We start from the raw sequence: 15,594 nt of genomic DNA, 5'->3' as shown, positions 1-15,594 counted from the left end.
CGACCGCTTCGTTTCGGCGCATCGTCCCGCCACCACTTGGGGGATGCGCATGGAACGCTTGCAGGCCCTAGGCCTCGCGCTTCCGGGAGACGAGACCGGGCCGCGCCGGTTGACGGCCGCGAGCGTCGTCTACCATCAGTTGCGGGACGAGATCGTATCCCTGAAGCGGGTTCCCGGCGAGGTGATCGCCGAAAAGGAGATCGCGGCGGCCCATGGGCTCAGCCGCACGCCGGTGCGCGAGGCGCTGCTGCGGCTGGCGGACGAGGGGCTGGTGGAGATCGCCCCCAAGTCCGGCACCTATGTCTCCCGCATTCCGCTGGCGAGCCTGCACGAGGCCATGATCGCCCGCGCGGCGCTGGAGGACGTCACCGCCCAGGCGGCCGCCGAAAAGGCGAGCGCGGCGGACCTCAAGCGGCTCGACGCGGTGATCGCGGACGAAATGGCCGTGGCGGCGCGGGGCGACCATCGTGCTTTCCATGCGGCGGATGATGCCTTGCACCAGACCATTGCCGAGATCGCCGGCCTGCCCGGCATCTGGCGGCTGGTCCTGCATCTGAAGACGCAGGTGGACCGTTGCCGCCATCTGAGCCTGCCCCATCCGGGCCGCATGGACCGGGTGATCCGCGAGCATAGCGAGATCGTCGCGGCCATCGCAGCCCATGACGTGGAAGCGGCCTCGGCCGCCATGCGACGGCACGTGAAGACGCTGCACGGCAGCCTCGGCCTGATCCGCGACGTCAATCCCGACTATTTCGACGCCGATCCCCGCGGGGTCATTGCGGGCTGACGGGCGTCGGCGCGGCCAGCCGATCCATATAGAGCCGGACCTGTGCGGCCTCCGCAGCGCTGGGCGCGAGATCTAGGCTTCGGGCATAGGCCGCGTAAGCCTCTTCCCGCGCGCCGGAACGCTCCAGCAGATGGCCGCGAGCCGCGTGATATGGAAAGTAGCCGGCCAGCACCTGCGCCAGCGGTACGATCCGCGCCAGACCTTCGGCCGGACCTTTCGCCCGCGAAAGCGCCACCGCGTGGTTAAGGATGACGACCGGCGTCGGCTCCATGTCCGCGAGCACGCCATAGAGCTGCTCGATCTGCGCCCAGTCCGTGCGATCGACGTCCGGCGCGCGGGCATGCAGGGCGGCGATGGCGGCCTGAAGCTGATAGGGGCCGGGCCGGTGCATGCGGAACGCGCGGTTGGTGAGCGCCGTGCCCTCGGCGATGGCGACAGGGTTCCAGAGGCTGCGGTCCTGATCCTCCAGCAGGATGATGGAGCCCTCGGCGCTGAAGCGGGCCGGCGCGCGGGCCTCATGGAGCAGCATCAAGGCGAGAAGACCGAGCACCTCCGGCTCCTCGGGAAAGAGCGTCGCCAGCAGACGGCCGAGCCTGATGGCTTCCATGCAGAGGGGCGCCTTGCGGCCGCTTTCCTGCGCGGATGCCGAATGGCCCTCGGTGAAGATGAGATAGACCATGGCCGAGACGGCGGACAGGCGCGCCTGCCGCTCGCGGGGCGCGGGCGTCTCGAAGGGAAGGCCGGCCTGCGCCACCCGGCGCTTGGCGCGGGTGATCCGCTGTTCCATCGCCGCTTCGCCCATGAGAAAGACGCGGGCGATCTCCGGCACGCTGAGCCCGCAGACCACGCGCAGGGCCAGCGCGATCTGATGCGCCGGCGCCAAGTCAGGATGGCAACAGATGAACAGGAGGCGCAGCACATCGTCGCCGAGGCCGGTCTGGTCGAGGGCGTCCGCGCGCCGGTCTTCCTCGTCCGGCGTTGCGGGCACCAGATGTTCGGTCGGCAGCCGCGCCTCTCGGGCGTGCCGGCGGAGCCGGTCGATGCCGGCATTGCGGCCGACCCTCACCAGCCACGACGTCGGATCGTGGGGCGAGCCGCGCTCCGGCCAGTGGGTGAGGGCGCGCAGGCAGGCCTCCTGAAAGGCGTCTTCCGCACGGTCGAGCGTGCCCAGCCCGCGCAAGAGCGCGGCCATGGCGGCGGGGGACGCGGCCCGAAAGGCCGCATCCATGGAGGCGCGATCCCGGCGCAGGCTTGGGCGCGGCTCTTTCGCCTGTGCGGCCTCGTCGTCTGTCACCGTCACATGTATTTGCCGTGCTGGCCTTCGATGGCGGCCGTGAGGCGCTCCACTTGCGCTTCCACCTCCGGGGTCACCACCTCGCCGAAGTCCGAAAGCGCATAGAAGGGGCGGATTTCGAGATCGGAATCCGAGAGCTGCGGATTGGGGCAGCGCTTTGCCCATTCCACGGCCTGCGCCATCGACTCCACCTCCCAGATCCAGAAGCCGGCCACGAGCTCGCGGGTCTCGGCGAAGGGGCCCTCGGTCACGGTGCGCTGGTCGCCCGAAAAACGGATGCGCACCCCTTGCGAGGACGGCTTCAGTCCCTCGCCCGCGACCATGATGCCGGCTTTCACCAGTTCCTCATTATAGGCCATCATGTCCTCCAGCAGCTTGGCCGGAGGCAGGGCGCCCTGCTCGCTGTTCACGTCCGCCTTCACCAGAACCATCACGCGCATCCTGTCCTCCTCTAGATGATGCGCCCCAAGGACGTCCGGCCGGCTCGCAAACCGACACTGCGCCGCGATTTTTTTCCGGACGCTTCTTTTCCACCTTTGCCGGCTCCCGGAGCCGCAGGGTGGGATGCTTTTGTCTATCACATGTCGCAAGGTTGGTTTAAGTCCTGCGATGTCGTCGACCCAAGATGATCAGAACGAGACGGCAGAGTCCAAGTTTCACTGAAATAAAGGGGAGCGCCACATGCCACATGGAGACTTCAGCTGGTACCAGCTCTGCACCACGGACGTGGAGGCCGCCGGTGCATTCTACCGTCGCCTGCTTGACTGGCAGAGGCGAGATGCGGGGATGCCGGGCATGACCTACATCCTTCTGTCGAAGGACGGTGTCGATGTCGGCGGCATGATGGCGCTGCCGGAAGACGTGCTGAAGGCTGCCATCGGTCCCTACTGGATGGGCTATGTGGAGGTGGAGGATGTCGATGCCACCGCCGCACGCGTGTCGGCGTCCGGCGGCGTCATCCATTCCCCGCCGGCGGACATTCCCGACGTCGGCCGCTTCGCGGTGATCGGCGATCCGCAGGGCGCGGTGCTGTCGCTGATCCACTGGAACGAAGGCAACGCGCCGCCGCCCGCGCCGGCGAACCGTATGGGTGCGGTGGGGTGGCACGAACTCGCCGCCAGTGACTGGCCGGCGGTCTTCCCCTTCTATGCGGAGCTGTTCGGCTGGACCAAGGGCGAGCCCATCGACATGGGGGGTATGGGCACCTACCAGCTCTTCGAGCACGGTGGGCGGGCCATCGGCGGCATGTTCAACAAGCCGCCGGAGATGCCGGCGCCCGGCTGGCTCTATTATGCGCAGGTGCCCGACATCGCCGCGGCGGTGGCGACCATCGCCGCGGAAGGCGGGCAGGTGCTTCACGGGCCCATGGAAGTGCCGGGCGGCGCCTGGATCGCGCAGGGTCGCGATCCGCAGGGCGCCTATTTCGCCGTCGTCGCCCCGCCGGCGGGCGAGATGACCTGACGCGCCTCAGGCCGGGAAATTGGGATTGGCGGGACGCTGCAGGCCGAGGTGGTCGCGCAGCGTCGTGCCCTCGTAATCGGCCCGGAACAGGCCGCGTTCCTGAAGGAGGGGCACCACAAGATCGGTGAAATCCGTGAACCCCTCGTGGAAATAGGGCGGCATGACGTTGAAGCCGTCCGCCGCTCCGGTCTCGAACCAGTCCTGCAACGTGTCCGCCACGCTCTCGGCGGAACCGCACAACACCCAATGCCCGCGTGCAGCAGCGACCAGATTGTAGAGATCGCGAAGCGTCATGCTTTCGCGCCGGGCCTTGGCCAGCATCACGCCGGTGAAGGAGTGATAGGTGTCCGCCTTGGGTAATTCGGGGATGGGACCATCGAGGTCGTAGGCGCTCATGTCCACGCCGAAGCGCTCGGACAGCATGCCCAGCGCATTGCTGGCGTTCACATGGCGCATCAGCGCGTTGAGCTTGTCGCGGGCCTCCCGGTCGGTGCGCCCCACCACCGGCATCACGCCCGGAAGCACGCAGACGTCCTCCGGCCGCCGGCCGAGGGCGGGGAGGCGTGCCTTGAGGGCCTGATAACCAGCGCGCGCTTCGTCAATGTCCTGCACGACGGCGAACACCAGATCGGCGGTGCGTGCGGCCAGTTGCTGGCCGGGTTCGGAGCCGCCCGCCTGCGAGATGATGGGATGGCCCTGCGGCGCCCGGCCGATGTTCACCGGCCCTTTCACCTTGAAGAAGGCGCCCTCGTGATCGAGGGGCTTCACCCTGGCGGGATCGATATAGAGCCCGCTCTCCCGGTCGGCGACGATGGCATCGTCCGCCCAGCAGTCCCAGAGCCCCTTCACCGTATCGAGAAATTCGCCGGCGATCTCATAGCGGCGGGCGTGGTCGGGATGCTGGGTGCCGAAATTCGCGGCGGCGGCGGGCGCAGCGGTGGTGACGGCATTCCACGCCGCGCGGCCATGGCTGATGTGGTCGAGGGAAGCGAACGCGCGGGCGACCGTGAACGGATCGGAATAGGTGGTGGAGACCGTGGCGCCGAGGCCGACGCGCTCTGTTGCCATGGCGACCGCGGAGAGCAGCGTCAGCGGTTCGAGGCGCGCCGTATAGGAGGGATGGGCGGCGGGATCGGCATTGAGATTGTCGCCCATGAAAATGAGGTCGAACTTCGCCCGCTCCGCCGTTCGGGCGATCTCGCACACCGCTTCGATGTCCTGGAAGCTGTCCACCGCGCCGGGCATGCGCCAGCCCGCGATGTGGCTGCCCGTGCCCAGCAGGAACAGGCCGAGATGCATCTGCCGTTTCATGATTTCACTTCCAGAAGATGATGCGCTTTTCGGCAAAGCCGATGAGGCCGAAGAAGGCGAGGCTGGCGGCGGAGGCGACGAAGATGGCGCCCCACACCTGCACGAAGTCGATCTGGAGCACCGCCTGATAGATCACCCAGCCGAGGCCCCCATAGGCGCCCAGCATCTCCGTGACGATGGCGACGATCAGCGAGCGGACGGTGGACACCCGCAGGCCGGCGGCGATCAGCGGCAAAGCGGTGGGCAGGCGCAGACGCCACAGGATGGCGAGCCGCCCGGCCCCGAAGCTGCGCAGCAGATCGACCGAGCGTCGGTCCACCCGGTCGAAGCCGGCAAGGGCGGAAAGGAAGACGGTGAAGCTCACCGCCAGCGCCACCATCACGAACTTCGAGCCCATGCCGATGCCGAACCACAGCAGGATCAGCGGCGAATAGGCCACCACCGGCACGGAATTGATGGCGGTGGCGGCGGGTAGGAGCACGGCGCGCGTGGGTGGAATCAGCGTGATGACGATCGCGAGCCCGATGCCGATGAGCGCGCCCAGCACATAACCCACCAGCGCCTCGGTGAGGGTGAAGCCGGCTGCGGTGAGAAGAACCGCGCGCTTGGCATAGATGCTGGCGAGGATGTCGCTGACCGCCGGCAAGGTATAGGCCGGCAGGTGAAAGCCCCGCGCGATGCCTTCCCAGGCCAGTACGAACAGCACGATGCCGAGCACGCCGCGCTGGAGCGTGAGGCTGCGAGGGCGGGCGGTGCCGACCATCTCCGGAGCACTGCTCATTGCTCAGCCCCCCAGAAGACGAAGGCCCGTTCGGCGGCGGCCACGAGGGCGTAGAAGCCGGTGCCGAGCAGGGCCGAGACGAGCAGCGTCGCCCAGATGCTCACGACATTCTCCGTATACATGCCCTGAAGGAGCAGCACGCCGAGGCCCACGGTGTCGCCGAACCATTCACCGACGATGGCGCCCACGAGGGCGAGCGAGGAGGCCAGGCGCAGCGCCACGAAGATCTGCGGCAGGGCAGTGGGAAATTGCAGCCGGGTGAGCAACTGGAGCGGGCTTGCGCCGAAGGAGCGCAGCAGCGCTTCCTGTCGCGGGTCAACGCTTTCGAGCCCCAGCAGGGTGTTCACCGTCACCGGGAAGAAGGTGAGATAGAAGGCAATCGCCGCCTTGGCGAGGAGCGTATTGCCGAACCACAGCACCACCAGCGCGCCGAAGGCGATGACCGGGATGGTCTGGGACACGATGAAGAGCGGGAAGACGAGTTCCCGCAGCGCCCGCGCCCGGAAGAACAGGAGCCCGATGCCGATGCCGAACACGCCGCCCGCGACGAAGCCGAGGAGCGTCTCGCTGAGCGTGCGCAGGAAGCCCTGCACATAGGGCGCGGGCGTCTGCCAGAGGGCGGCGAAGATGACGGTCGGGCGCGGCAGATAATAGGGGCGGATGGCGAAGGCGACGACCAGCGCCTCCCAGGCCGCGAAGACGGCGACGAGAATGGCGAGCCCGCGCAACGCGCGCAGCAGCGGCAGGAGGAGGCGGAGGGAGGCGCCCGACGGCGGCTGGGCCGGCTGGGCGAGGCTGGAAGTGCTCATCGCTTCCTATTCTTCGGTGGGCGGGGCCACGGCCGGGGCAGAAGGTGAAAAGAAGAGGGACGGGCCGCATCGGCTCAACTTGCTCCCTCCCCCCTTGAGGGGGAGGGGTGGGGAGGGGGGTGACGCCCTCCCTCATGGAGGCCCTAGCGGGCTTGAGCCTAATTCACTGGCGGCGGACCAGCGGCACCCGCTCTACCCCCCTCCCAACCCTCCCCCGCAAGGGGGGAGGGCTTTGAAGGTGGCCCCGCTCACGTCTTCACGGCTTGCGGTCGGCCAGCGGAATGGCTTCGAGGAAGCTTGTGTTGAAGGTGGCGCCGAGGTCCACGGGCTTGGAAATGACCTTGGCGTTCAGGAACAGGTCCTGAGTGATCTTCACGGAATCCATGTCGATCCAGAACAGTCCCTTCTCAGGCACCTTGCCGGCCACCATCAGCTTCTTGGCCTCGGCGAGCTGGAATTCCTGATGGGCGCGGTCGAGGGTCGGGGCGATGGCCATCACCGTATCCACGGCGCCCTTGGGATCGTTGAAGGCGTCCTTCCAGCCCTTGATGGAGGCGCGCAGGAAGGCCTTCACCAGCTCCGGCTTCTCCTTCGCGGTGGTCTCCGAAACGATCAGCGTGTCACGCGGGAAGGTGATGCCGCTGTCCTCGGCCACGAAGGTGCGCAGCTTCTCTTCGCCCATGCGGGTCTTGATCGTGTAATATTCATTGTAGCGCGTGGCGGTGATCACATCGACCTGCCCGTCGATGAAGGGCGTGACGCTCACCTGCTGCGGCTGGATGGTCACGAGCGCCGGATCGATGCCGTTCTTGGCGAGAATGGCGTTCAGCACGTGGTTGGCGCCCGTGAACCACGTGGTGACGGTCTTGCCTTTGAAGTCCTGGATGGTCTTCACCGGCCCGTCGGCGCGGGCGACGAAGACGAAGGGCGTCATCTGGTGGGAGATGCCGATGCATACCACCGGCATGCCCTTGTCGCGGGCGGCGAACACGCTGTCGAGGCCGCCCGACAGGCCGAAGGTATCGGCGCCGGTGGCGACGAGGTTCTCGGCCAGCAGGTTCGGGCCGCCGGGATTGATGGTGAGGTCGATGCCCTCGTCCTTGTAATAGCCCTTGGCGACCGCGACGTAGAAGCCGGCGAACTGGGTCTGCGGTAGCCACTTGAGGCGCAGCGTCGCCTTGGTGAGATCGGCGGCCCTGGCGGGAGCGGCGCCGGCCCCGCCCATCATCGCAAGCCCCGCGGCGAGGCCGGCCATCACATGCCGGCGGCTCGGACCTGTGCGGCGCGTCTTTTCAACCCGTTCAGTCATCGTCTTCGTCTCCGGAAGGTGTTGGCTGTTATTGGCGGTAGGACGGATCTTCGCGGTCGAGCTGGCGCATGAGCGCGGGCCATTCGCGCTCGCCGGGCACGAGAATGTCGCCCTTAAGCTCCCAGAACTGGCGGGCGGCATGCTCGCAGACCTCATGCGGGGGCATGACGAGCTTCACACCGGAGGCGCAGGCGGCCTGCATGGCGAGCTGGATCTTGGCGGCACGCTCGAAATAATAGAGCAGCATGAAGGCTTCCCCCGGCGTGCGGCCGACGGTGAGGATGCCGTGGTTGCGCATGAGCATGACCTTGTGGGGCCCGAGATCGCGCACCAGACGCTGCTGCTCGTCGAGGTCGATGGCGACTCCCTCGTAATCGTGGAAGGCCTGCCGGTTGTAGAAGCGCATCGCGAACTGGCTGAGCGGCAGGAGGCCCTGCTCCTGCCCGGACACCGCGACGCTGGCATCCGAATGGGTGTGCAGCACGCAGACCGCGTCATGGCTTGTCTTGTGGAGCGCCGCATGGATGACGAAGGCGGCGAGGTTCACCTCATAGGGCGTTTCCTGCAGCTTGCGGCCCTCGATGTCGATCTTGACGAGGCTGGAGGCCGTCATCTCGCTGAACAGCAGGCCATAGGGATTGATGAGGAACTGGTCCTCATGCCCCGGCACGCGGCAGGAGATGTGGTTGTAGATGAGATCATCCAGCCCGAGCTTGGCCACCATGCGGTAGCAGGCGGCGAGCGTGACGCGGGCGTCCCATTCGCTCGGGTCCATGTGCGCCGGGCAGGCGGCGGTGGTGTCGGTCGCGGTCATGGGATGATCCATCAGTGGGTGCCGGAAGCGCCGGGGGCGAGGAAGGACTTCATGGCCTCCTCCTCGATGGCTTCCAGCAGGATGCGCTTCAGGCGCACGAATTCCGGGTCCGTGACGAGTTCGGCGGAGCGTGGGCGTGGCAGGGAGACGGGAAGCTCCAGCTTCACCCGGCCCGGCCGCGCCGACATGACGAGCACGCGGTCGCCGAGGAACAGCGCCTCGTCCACATCGTGGGTGATGAAGAGGATGGTGCGGCGGTGCTTGCGCCACACCTCCAGCAGCCAGCGCTGCATCATGGTGCGCGTGAGCGCATCGAGCGCGCCGAAGGGCTCGTCCAGCAGCATCAGCTCGCGCTTGAACATGAAGGTGCGCATGAGCGCCACGCGCTGGCGCATGCCGCCGGAGAGCTGGTGCGGATACTGGTCGCCGAAGCCGGCAAGCCCGAACTCGGGCAGCATCTCGCGCGCCTCGGCCCGCGCGGCCTTCCGCGAGCGGCCCTCGATCTCCATCGGGATGACGGCATTGTCGATGACCGTTCGCCAGGGCAGGAGCAGGTCGCGCTGGGGCATGAAGGACACCTTGCCCAGAAGTTCGCGCGCATGGCAGCTGCGCCCCTCGAAGCGCAGGATGCTGCCGCTGTCCGGCTCCTCCAGCCCGGCTACGATGTTGAACAGGGTGCTCTTTCCGCAGCCGCTGGGGCCGACGACGGTGACGAACTCGCCCGGCGCGATGGCGGCCTCGAAGCCGGAAACGGCGGTGACGTTGGCGAAGCTTTTCGACAGTCCCTTCATCTCCAGAAGCGGACGCGCGTCCGCAGCGGAGGTCGAGGCCGTCGGACCCGCCGCTTCGGCCGGAAGCGGGAGGCTGCTGGATGCGAGGGTCAAAAGCCGTCCTTCCACCATGTATAATGAGCGGCACTTTCCGCATACGCCAAACGCGCCGCTTTCCTTCATCCCAAGCAATCGATGTGCCAACGGAAGGGAAAGCACCGCGCCGGGCGCAGGCGGCGCCAACGCGCCCGCCATGTGGGCCTTACGCGGCGCCGACATTTGCTTGCGGTGGCGAGTTGGGAGAGACTGGTGGTGAGCGACCCGCCTTTATGTATACCGAGGAAGAGAATGAGTGCGCGAATGAGCAGTATCCGTGCACAGGATGACGCGGAGTGCGCGCCTTTTGGGCAAGACGGCCTCCGCAGCGCCGCGCCCACACTGGCCGAGAAGCTGCGCGGAGAGCTTGAGACCGCCATCGCCGCCGGGCGTCTTGAGCCCGGCAGCCGTCTCGATGAGCAGGAAATCGCTGCCCGCTATGGGGTTTCCCGCACGCCGGTGCGCGAGGCGTTCCGCCTTCTCGCCGCCAGCGGTCTGGTCGAACTGCGCGGCCGGCAAGGGGCGGTGGTGCGCTCAATTGGTGCGCATGCGCTGATCGAGATGTTTCAGGTGATGGCAGAGATGGAGGGGCTGTGTGCCCGCCTCGCCGCGCGGCGCATCACGCCGGCCCAGATGGACAAGCTGAGGGCCATCCACGAGAAGCTGGAACAGGTCGCAACCCTAAAGGACATCGACCTTTTCTACGACGTGAACCAGGAGTTTCACGAGGCGCTCTATGAGGCTTCGGCGAACGCCTTCCTAGCCGACCAGACCCGCCGGCTGCGCAATCAGGTGGCCGCTTATCGGCGCCGTGTCACCCGGATGCCGACCCGCATCTCGGATACCCTGCGCGAGCATGCGGAGGTGATTGCGGCGATTGCCGACCATGATGCGGAGCGGGCCCACAAGGCCATGCGGGACCATGTGAATCTGTTGGGCGATAATTTGCTGGATTTCCTCGCCGCCTTTGGATGAGCGCGAGTGAGGCAAGTTGGTATGCAATTTGCTAGCTATTGTATATCCATTTCGCCCGGAGACCTGCCTTGAAGTTGGACCTCACGAACAAGACCGCCCTGATCACCGGCGCCTCGAAGGGCATCGGCCTTGCGGTGGCACAGGTGTTTGCTGCCGAGGGCTGCCACCTGCATCTGGCCGCCCGCAATGGCGAGGCGATGGCGCAGGCCAAGAGCGAGCTGGAAGCCGCCCACGGCGTGCGCGTTACCGTGCATGCGCTCGATCTGTCGTCCACCGAGGCCATGGAGAAGCTGGCCGAGGACGTGGGCTATGTGGACATTCTGATCAACAATGCCGGCGACATCCCTGCCGGCTCGCTGGAGATCGTGGACGATGCCGCCTGGCGGCGCGGCTTCGATCTCAAGGTCTTCGGCTACATCACGCTGGCCCGCGCCTTCTATAAGAAGATGCGCGGCAAGGATGGCGTGATCGTCAATGTCATCGGCAATTCCGGCGAGAACTGGGATGCGAGCTATATCGCCGGCTCCACCGGCAATGCCGCGCTCATGTCCTTCACCAAGGCGCTCGGCGGCGCGAGCCTCAATGAGGGCGTGCGCGTGGTGGGCGTCAATCCGGGGCCGGTGGCGACGGATCGCATGCTCAAGATCATGAAGCGCAAGGCCATCGACATGCTGGGCGATGAAAGCCGCTGGGAGGAGCTGTTCGACAAATATCCGGGCAAGCGGCCCGCGACCTCCGAGGAAGTGGCGGACCTCGTCGCCTTCCTCGCTTCGCCCCGCGCCGGCTACATCACCGGCACCAACGTGACCATCGATGGCGGCATCTCGGCCCGCGGCTCGGTCATCTGAGCGCCAGCGCTTTCCTGCGGCCGGCCCGCACCGGCCGCGTTCCTTCCCGGCTCGCCCCAAGGACCGCTCATGTCATCCGCCAGCCAGCGCAATCGCTATTTCGATGCGCTCTCCAGCACGCCCGGCCTCATGTGGCTGGGGCAGAACACCAATCACATCCCGGCCCATCCGGCGGTGAAGGCGGCGATGATCGCGGCCATCGAGGAAGGCGCCTTCAACGCCTATGCCCCGCCGCTGGGCTTCGAGGCGCTGCGCGCGGCCATCGTCGCGGATCTCGGCACGCCCGGGGCCGAGGCGCTTGTGACGGAGGGCGGCGTCTCCGCCCTCGCCATGGTGTGCCGCGCCTATTGCCGGCCGGGCACCACCTTCGTCACCACTGATCCCACATGGAAGTGGCCCTGCCTCTTTGCGAAGCAGGCGGGCGCGGAGGTGATCGAGATCCCCATCTATGATCCCGCCTGCAACTATCGCCTCACGCCCGAGGCGCTGAAAGCGGCGGTGGATGAGCGCACCGCCATCATCTATCTCGTGGACCCCAACAATCCGCTCGGCATCCGCTACACGCGCGAGGAGATCGAGGCCTTCGCGGCCATCGCTCGCGACTGCGGCGCCATGCTGGTGCACGACTGCACCTATCGCGATTTCGCGGATGGGCATTATCCGGCGCTGCTCGCCGCGCCAGAAGGCGCCATTGTCTCGCTCTCCTTCTCCAAATGGCTTGGTCTTGCCGGCCTGCGCGTGGGCGCGCTGGTGGCGGCGCCCGCCGTGCTGGAGGCCTGCGCCGAGCGGGCGACCAGCGTGCTGGGCGCCAGCGTCATCGCCCAGCGGGCGGCCGAGGCGGGGCTGAAGGTGAAGCCCGAATGGATGGGAGAGGTGCGCCGCATCGATCGCGCCAACAAGGCGAAGATCAAGGAGGCTGCGTCCGCCATCGAAGGCTTCGCGTTGCCGGTCTATCCCTCGCACGGCAATTTCCTCGTGCTGGAAACCATCGGCGCCGGCATCCGGCCCGAGGCACTGGTGGAAGCGGCCCGGCGCGAGAAGATGATGATCCGGCAGGGAACCTATCACACGGCGCGCTTCGGCGACCGCTTCGTGAAAGTGAGCACCTCGGTCCCGGAGGGCTGGGTGGATGCCTTCTGCGCGCAGCTTCCCGCGCTCGTCGCCACCGCCCGCACGCTCAACGACATCGGCCCCCAGTTCTGAGCCTTGAGAGACGCACCATGCATGTGACCACGAAGGACGGCATCCGCCTGCATGTGGAAGAGGCGGGCGAGGGCACCCCCATCCTCTTCGTCCATGAGTTCGGCGGCAATCACATGAGCTGGGAGCCGCAGATGCGGTTCTTCGCCCGCCGCCACCGCTGCATCACCTATGCGGCGCGGGGCTATGCGCCGTCCGACATTCCGAGCGACATGGAGCAGTATTCGCAGGCGCTTGCCGCAGACGATGCGGTGGCGGTGCTGGACGGCCTCGGCATCGGGAAGGCGCACATCGTCGGCCTCTCCATGGGCGGGTTTGCCACCGTCCATTTCGGCCTGCGCACGCCCGAGCGCGCCCTCTCGCTCACCGTGGCCGGGGCCGGCTATGGCTGCGAGAAGGAGTTTGAAGAGTATTTCCGGGGCGTCTCGCGGGAGGTGGCGGACAATTTCGAGCGCCAGGGCGCCAAGGAATTCTCCAAAATCTATGCGCTGGGCGCGAGCCGCGTGCAGTTCCAGAACAAGGATCCGCGCGGCTGGAAAGAGTTTGCCGACCGCCTCGCCACCCATTCGGACCTCGGCGCGGCCATGACCATGCGCGGCGTTCAGGCCCGCCGCCCCTCCTTCTGGGATCTGGAAGAGGGGCTGAAATCCATGAACGTGCCGACCCTCATCATGGTCGGCGATGAGGACGACCATTGCCTCCAGCCGGGCATCTTCCTCAAGAAGACCATCCCGGCGAGCGGCCTGTGCGTCTTCCCCAAGACCGGCCACACGCTGAATCTGGAAGAGCCCGCCGCCTTCAACGCGCAACTGGCGGAGTTCATTGCGCAGGTGGAGGCGGGGCGCTGGCTGCCGCGCGATCCCCGCGCCATTCCCGGCCAGATCATGCGGACGAACTGACCAATGGCCTATCCTTTGATCGATGCCGGGCGGGTCTGGAACCGCCTGATGGCGCTGGCCGAGATCGGCGCGCTCTCGCAGGGCGGCGTCAATCGTCAGGCTTTGACCCTCGGCGAGGCCGAGGCCTGGCGGCTGATCCTCGACTGGGCGCGGCCGCTCGGCTTCGAGCCCTCCACCGACGCGGCGGGCAATCTGTTCCTCACCTTGCCGGGCGAGGATCGGAGCCTGCCGCCGGTGGTCGCCGGCAGCCACATCGACACCCAGCCCACCGGCGGCAAGTTCGATGGCGCGGCCGGCGTGCTGACCGCCTTCGAGGCCGCCGAAACGCTGGCGGCCGCCGGCGTGCCACGCGGGCGCGATCTGGTGGTGGTGGCCTGGATGAATGAGGAAGGCAGCCGCTTCGCCCCCGGCATGACGGGGTCGGAGGCTTTTTCCGCCACCCGTCCACTGGCCGAGATTCGCGCCCGCACGGATCTTGCCGGCATTACCATGGGCGCGGAGCTGGACCGGCTGCATGCCAGCTTCCCTGACGTGCCCCGACGCCCGCTGGGGTTCCCGGTGGGCGCCTATGTGGAGCTGCATATCGAGCAGGGGCCGGTGCTGGAGGCGCAGGGTAAGGAGATCGGCATCGTCACCGGGATGCAGGGCAAGCGCACGTTCCGCATCACCATCACCGGCGCCGAGGGCCATGCGGGCACGCTCGCCATGGCGGAGCGGCGCGATGCCATCGCCGCCTTCGGCCGCATGGTTGTGGAGCTGAACCGGCAGGTGGGCGCCCATGATGCGCTTATCAAGTTCACCATCGGCCGCGTGCAGGTGGAGCCCAACGCGCCCTCGGTCATTCCCGGCAAGGTCACGTTCAGCATCGACATGCGCCATCCCGACAATGCCGTGCTGGAGCTGCTGGCCGAGCGCATCCGCACCATCTGCACGGCGGAGGCAGCACCTTGCGCCGTGACGCTCGATCTGCTGGTCAACGAGCCGTCCAACGATTTCTCGCCGGTTCTCCAGCAGGCCATCGGTGCGGCGGCGGAACGGCACGGCTATGGCGCCATGCCCATCCTCTCTTATGCCGGGCACGATTCCCGCCACCTCGCCAAGCGCGCGCCGGCGGCGATGATCTTCATTCCCTGCCGCGATGGCATCAGCCACGCCGAGGCGGAATGGTCCGAGCCCGCGCATGTGGCGGCTGGCGCGCAGGTGCTCTGCGATGTCCTGGCCGATCTGCTCGCCTCTTCTGAAATGCCGTCTGCCTGAGGAGTTGCGCCCATGACCGCTTCCGCCAAGATCACCACGCCCGTGATGGACATGGCGGATCTGCCGCCGCAGAGCGCGCTCGCCCCGGCGAGCGAGGCGGAAGCGCGGGCGCGCTATTTCAATTCGGGCAATGCCTTCAACATCAAGCTGCCGCCGGTCCCCGGCGGCGTCTTCACCGAACCTGCGCGACAGGCCCTCTCGGCCGATACGGCCACCGGCTTCATCGCCTGCGACCAGTCGGCCGCCATGGGCTGCGCCTTTCCCGTGACCTCGCCGCTCATGCTGGCCCGCTATGCGGTCATCGGGGCGGGCGAGCACCTCGTTGCGGATTTCGAGGCCACCGGCTCCATCTGGTACGTCATCGAAGGGAAGGGCCGGGCGGTTCAGGGCGGCGAGACCATTGCGTTCGCCAAGGGCGACGTGTTCCTGCTCACCGGCGCGCCGGCGGCGCTAGAGGCCGCCACGCGCACCGTGCTCTGGGTGGTCACGAACGAGCCTCAGCTTGCCTTCGATGCCGACCGCCGGCCGACGGAAGAGGCCCGCCCGGTCGATCCCGTGCATTATCCGGCCGCCGAGATCGCCCGGCAGATCGAGATCATCTATGGCGCGGCGCCAAACGCCCAGACCTCGGGCATGGCGCTGATCTTCTCCTCCGACCGCCAGCAGGCGGCGCGCAACATCCTGCCGACGCTCACGCTGTCGCTGAACACCCTGCCCCCGAAGACGCACCAGAAAGCGCACCGGCACAATTCGGCGGCGCTCACCCTCGTGCTGAACGGGGACGACAGCTATTCCATGGTTGGCGGCGTGCGCTGCGACTGGTCGCCCTTCGCGACGCTGGTGACGCCGCCCGGCGCCCCGCATTCCCATCACAATGGCGGCGACAGCAGGGCGCTGTTCCTCATCGTGCAGGACGGCGGGCTGCACTATCACGCCCGCACCATGGGGTTCGAGTTTCTGGAGTGAGAAGAGGGGGCGATGCC

The 15,594-nt window shown here is 67.3% G+C and carries 16 protein-coding genes; 8 read left to right on the top strand and 8 right to left on the bottom strand.

Annotated elements, in window-relative coordinates:
• The first annotated feature begins 49 nt into the window (after positions 1-49).
• The gene (locus tag AZC_RS12700) at positions 50-787 is read left to right on the top strand and encodes a GntR family transcriptional regulator (RefSeq protein WP_043879302.1); all 738 of its coding nucleotides are present in this window, start codon (positions 50-52) and stop codon (positions 785-787) included.
• Here the strand turns inward: AZC_RS12700 and AZC_RS12695 are convergent.
• Entirely contained in the window at positions 774-2,015 is a 1,242-nt protein-coding gene (locus AZC_RS12695) for an RNA polymerase sigma factor (RefSeq protein WP_012170979.1), read from the bottom strand. The two genes, AZC_RS12700 and AZC_RS12695, sit on opposite strands and share 14 nt — an antisense overlap.
• A gap of 68 nt (positions 2,016-2,083) precedes the next feature.
• Positions 2,084-2,521, bottom strand: coding sequence for a YciI family protein (locus AZC_RS12690; protein WP_012170978.1), 438 nt, complete (start codon positions 2,519-2,521; stop codon positions 2,084-2,086).
• Positions 2,522-2,762: 241 nt separating this feature from the next.
• Between AZC_RS12690 and AZC_RS12685 the strand changes: the two genes are divergently transcribed.
• A complete protein-coding gene (locus tag AZC_RS12685; protein ID WP_012170977.1) occupies positions 2,763-3,542 on the top strand; it encodes a VOC family protein in 780 nt (259 codons plus the stop codon).
• Positions 3,543-3,548: 6 nt separating this feature from the next.
• Here the strand turns inward: AZC_RS12685 and AZC_RS12680 are convergent, their stop codons facing one another.
• The 6 genes from AZC_RS12680 to AZC_RS12655 all read right to left on the bottom strand — a co-directional run bounded on the left by AZC_RS12680 (position 3,549) and on the right by AZC_RS12655 (position 9,450).
• Positions 3,549-4,853 (bottom strand): LLM class flavin-dependent oxidoreductase, encoded by a 1,305-nt coding sequence (locus AZC_RS12680; RefSeq protein WP_012170976.1) that lies wholly within the window; start codon positions 4,851-4,853, stop codon positions 3,549-3,551.
• Between the two features lie 4 nt (positions 4,854-4,857).
• Positions 4,858-5,634 (bottom strand): ABC transporter permease, encoded by a 777-nt coding sequence (locus AZC_RS12675; protein ID WP_012170975.1) that lies wholly within the window; start codon positions 5,632-5,634, stop codon positions 4,858-4,860.
• Positions 5,631-6,443, bottom strand: a complete 813-nt coding sequence (locus AZC_RS12670) for an ABC transporter permease (protein ID WP_012170974.1) — start codon at positions 6,441-6,443, stop codon at positions 5,631-5,633. The genes AZC_RS12675 and AZC_RS12670 overlap by 4 nt, the downstream gene beginning before the upstream one ends.
• 256 nt (positions 6,444-6,699) lie before the next feature.
• Entirely contained in the window at positions 6,700-7,752 is a 1,053-nt protein-coding gene (locus AZC_RS12665; RefSeq protein ID WP_012170973.1) for an ABC transporter substrate-binding protein, read from the bottom strand.
• 28 nt (positions 7,753-7,780) lie between these two features.
• Positions 7,781-8,566: a class II aldolase/adducin family protein gene (locus AZC_RS12660; protein WP_081434126.1), complete on the bottom strand. Its 786-nt coding sequence runs from the start codon at positions 8,564-8,566 to the stop codon at positions 7,781-7,783.
• An 11-nt stretch (positions 8,567-8,577) separates the two neighbouring features.
• Positions 8,578-9,450, bottom strand: coding sequence for an ABC transporter ATP-binding protein (locus AZC_RS12655; RefSeq protein ID WP_244421714.1), 873 nt, complete (start codon positions 9,448-9,450; stop codon positions 8,578-8,580).
• A 195-nt stretch (positions 9,451-9,645) separates the two neighbouring features.
• Here AZC_RS12655 and AZC_RS12650 point away from each other — a divergent pair, with 195 nt between their 5' ends.
• From AZC_RS12650 to AZC_RS12625, 6 genes are all read left to right on the top strand, one after another.
• Positions 9,646-10,407, top strand: coding sequence for a GntR family transcriptional regulator (locus AZC_RS12650; RefSeq protein ID WP_244421713.1), 762 nt, complete (start codon positions 9,646-9,648; stop codon positions 10,405-10,407).
• Positions 10,408-10,475: 68 nt separating this feature from the next.
• Entirely contained in the window at positions 10,476-11,255 is a 780-nt protein-coding gene (locus AZC_RS12645) for an SDR family oxidoreductase (protein WP_012170969.1), read from the top strand.
• 69 nt (positions 11,256-11,324) lie between these two features.
• Entirely contained in the window at positions 11,325-12,458 is a 1,134-nt protein-coding gene (locus tag AZC_RS12640; RefSeq protein WP_012170968.1) for a pyridoxal phosphate-dependent aminotransferase, read from the top strand.
• 17 nt (positions 12,459-12,475) lie between these two features.
• Complete coding sequence (locus AZC_RS12635) at positions 12,476-13,354, top strand: alpha/beta fold hydrolase (protein WP_012170967.1); 879 nt, start codon at positions 12,476-12,478, stop codon at positions 13,352-13,354.
• A gap of 3 nt (positions 13,355-13,357) precedes the next feature.
• A complete protein-coding gene (locus AZC_RS12630; RefSeq protein WP_012170966.1) occupies positions 13,358-14,611 on the top strand; it encodes a Zn-dependent hydrolase in 1,254 nt (417 codons plus the stop codon).
• A gap of 12 nt (positions 14,612-14,623) precedes the next feature.
• Complete coding sequence (locus AZC_RS12625) at positions 14,624-15,577, top strand: cupin domain-containing protein (RefSeq protein ID WP_012170965.1); 954 nt, start codon at positions 14,624-14,626, stop codon at positions 15,575-15,577.
• The last annotated feature ends 17 nt before the right edge of the window (positions 15,578-15,594 follow it).

The organism is Azorhizobium caulinodans ORS 571 (assembly GCF_000010525.1).
In the GTDB taxonomy this organism is placed as follows: Bacteria; Pseudomonadota; Alphaproteobacteria; order Rhizobiales; family Xanthobacteraceae; genus Azorhizobium; species Azorhizobium caulinodans.
The sequence above is the reverse complement of the archived record's forward strand: the minus strand, read 5'-3'. Positions and strand labels throughout refer to the sequence as shown.